A 3,333-nucleotide genomic window follows, 5' to 3' on the forward strand; every position below is an offset into this window, starting at 1 on the left:
CGGTCGCGCGCTCGCGTTTATTTAACGTTGAGTCAGTCGATCTGGAGTTCAGTAACGGTGTGCGGCGGGTCTATGAGCGTATGCGCCCTTCGGAACGCGAAGCGGTGATGATTGTGCCGGTGATAGGAGATGATTTGCTGCTGATCCGTGAATATGCGGTGGGCACCGAATCCTATGAGCTGGGTTTCCCCAAAGGGCTGATCGATCCTGGTGAGGGGGTGTTGGAAGCCGCTAACCGCGAACTGATGGAAGAAGTCGGCTTTGGGGCCGGGCGTTTTGATTTCCTCAGCAAGCTGACGATGGCACCTTCCTATTTTTCCAGCCAGATGAATATCGTACTGGCACACGACCTCTATGCGCAAAGCCTGGAGGGGGACGAGCCAGAGCCGTTGCCACAGGTACGTTGGCCGATAGCCAACATGATGGCACTGCTGGCGGAGCCGGACTTCCGTGAGGCGCGTAATGTCAGCGCACTGTTCCTGGCAGAGGCATTCCTGCGCGGTTCACGCTAACCCTCTATCGACTCATCTGCACGGGCGTTGCTGACACCCTCACCGGCCTCACATGCGGAATGAGCCTTGTAGGGGCGCTGCTGCGCCCGTTTAACAACCCCGATGTAGCCCGCCAGTTGGATAAAAAAATGGCCAGATTGCTCTGGCCATTGTCGTTTTTAGAACAGCTCGTGGCTTTCGCCACCGGGGTCTGTCAGGGTGGTTCCGGCATCATGTACCGAGAACTCCGTGGGTTGACTACCCTCGATAAAGTACTCGGAACGACTACCTCCGCCCCCGTTGGACAGTTTGCCGGTGCTCTTGTCGATGGTCACGCTGACAATCCCCGGCGGTGGTGTGACTTTCTGCTCTGGCAGGCCTTCCAGCGCCACCTTCATAAAATCATCCCAAGCCGGTTGAGCACTCTTCGCCCCACCTTCACCACCGGAAATCTGATCGGGAATGGCACCCGAAGCGGAGGCTCGGCCAAGATTGCGGCGGTGATCGTCGAAACCGATCCACACCGAGGTCACTGTTTCCGGGCCGTAGCCGGAGAACCAGGCATCTTTCGAACTGTTGGTGGTACCGGTTTTACCGCCGATATCACGGCGTTTAAGATCGCGGCCTGCACGCCAGCCGGTACCCATCCAACCCGGTTCACCGAAGATGTTGGTGTTCAACGCATCACGGATCAGGAACGACAGCGGGGTGCTGATCACGTGTGGCGCATACTGCTGTTCGTTATCCTGCTGCATCTGTGCCGGGGTTACCTGCTCAAGCTGTGGCATTGGGACGTTGGCATTGTTGCCTTCCTGCGATACCGCCACGTTCTCGACGTTATCATCGGAAAGCATCGCCGAACGATGCGTATCGCCGTAGATCACTGGCAGGTTGCAGCTATCGCAGACCACTTTCGGTTTGGCTTCGAATACCGCTTGACCGGCATCGTCCTCGATCTTGGTGATGAAGTACGGGTCAACCAGATAGCCACCGTTGGCCAACACGGCATAGCCGCGTGCCACCTGGAGCGGGGTGAATGAAGCCGAACCCAGCGCCAGCGATTCCGAATGCACGATGTTTTGCGCAGGGAAACCAAAGCGTTGCAGATATTCAGCGGCATAGTCTACGCCCATGGCGCGCATTGCCCGCACCATCACCACGTTTTTCGATTGGCCAAGACCTTGGCGTAGCCGGATAGGACCGTCGTAAGTGGGTGGCGAGTTTTTCGGCCGCCAGTCGGTACCGGCACCGGCATCCCAACGGGTGATCGGCAGATCGTTGAGGATAGTGGCCAGCGTCAGGCCCTTATCCATCGCCGCGGTGTACAGGAATGGTTTGATGTTGGAACCCACCTGGCGCAGCGCCTGGGTTGCACGGTTGAACTTGCTCTGGTTGAAATCGAAACCGCCGACCAATGCTTTGACAGCGCCAGTGTTAGGATCGAGCGACACCAGCGCCGAGTTCACGTCCGGCACCTGTGACAGCCACCAGTTGTCGTTAACTTTACGCACCCAGATTTGCTGGCCTGGCTGCACCACGTCGGTGACGCGCTTTGGCGTAGGACCTTGCAGCGTATCGCTCTTGAACGCACGTGCCCAGCGCATACCGGACATGGGGAGCGCAATGCGGCTGCCATCGGCCAGCATGGCGGTAGCCTGTTCAGCATCCGCCTGCAGGATCACCGCAGGAGACAGCGGGCCGTAGCTCGGCAGGTTCTTCAGGGAATCGACAATCTGTTTCTGATCCCATGCTGGTTCACCCACTTTCCACAGCACGTTTGACGGGCCGCGATAGCCGTGGCGCATATCGTAGTTGAGGATGTTGTTACGTACCGCCTCCTGTGCGCCCAACTGCAGCCGCTTGGTGATGGTGGTGTACACCTTGTAACCGTCCGTATAGGCGTTTTCACCGTAACGCTTGATCATCTCCTGACGCACCAGTTCTGAAAGATAAGGGGCGGAGAAGCTGATTTCTGGCGCATGGTAATTGGCCACCAAAGGTTCACTGCGGGCCTGATCGTACTGCGCCTGCGTGATGTAGCGCTCATCCAGCATCCGCGAGAGCACCACGTTACGACGTGCTACGGAGCGATCGTGGGAGTACAGCGGGTTAAAGGTGGAAGGTGCTTTGGGTAACCCGGCAATGGTGGCCATTTCGCTCAGCGTCAGTTGGCTGACATCTTTACCAAAATAGACATGCGCGGCAGCACCTACGCCATAAGCGCGGTAACCCAGATAGATTTTGTTCAGATACAGCTCAAGAATTTCATCCTTGGTCAGCATCTGTTCAATGCGGATCGCCAGGAAGACTTCCTTGATTTTGCGCATCAAGGTGCGTTCTGGGCTCAAGAAGAAGTTTCTGGCCAACTGTTGGGTGATGGTACTGGCACCCTGCGAAGCATGGCCGGAAACCAGCGCGACCGACGCAGCACGGAAGATACCCACGGGATCGACCCCATGATGATCATAGAAGCGGCTGTCCTCCGTGGCGATGAAGGCATGCACCATCACCGGTGGAATTTGGTTCAGCTTGAGAGGAATACGGCGTTTTTCACCATATTGGGCGATCAGTTCGCCCTCAGCGCTGTAAACCTGCATCGGGATTTGTAGCCGCACGTCTTTCAGCGTTGCGACATCGGGCAGCTGCGGCTCGACATATTTGTACAAGCCAAAAATCGAGGCTGCTCCCAGCACGATGCAAAACACTGCAAGGATTAAAAGATACTTTACGAACTTCACCTGAGATTTCCCATTTCATGTCAATTGGGCAGTTTATAAACAACCGCGCGGTAGTATAAAGGCAAGCCTGCAACATGGATATGTTCTTTTGTTATCTGAGGGTA

Annotated in this window: 2 protein-coding genes; one reads left to right on the plus strand and one right to left on the minus strand. The window is 56.4% G+C overall.

Going from position 1 to position 3,333, the window contains the following annotated elements; translation table 11 throughout:
* Positions 1-512 (plus strand): ADP compounds hydrolase NudE (nudE, locus tag ACLQ7H_RS24965; protein ID WP_411754988.1); only part of this gene is annotated, 512 nt, incomplete at its 5' end.
* 158 nt (positions 513-670) lie between these two features.
* Here nudE and mrcA read toward each other — a convergent pair.
* Positions 671-3,229 carry a peptidoglycan glycosyltransferase/peptidoglycan DD-transpeptidase MrcA gene (mrcA, locus tag ACLQ7H_RS24970; RefSeq protein WP_411754989.1) on the minus strand — a complete coding sequence of 853 codons (2,559 nt, stop codon included), beginning with the start codon at positions 3,227-3,229 and terminating at the stop codon, positions 671-673.
* Between the last annotated feature and the right edge of the window lie 104 nt (positions 3,230-3,333).

Origin of the sequence: Serratia sp. (in: enterobacteria), assembly GCF_046715635.1 — a bacterium.
Taxonomy (GTDB): Bacteria; Pseudomonadota; Gammaproteobacteria; order Enterobacterales; family Enterobacteriaceae; genus Chania.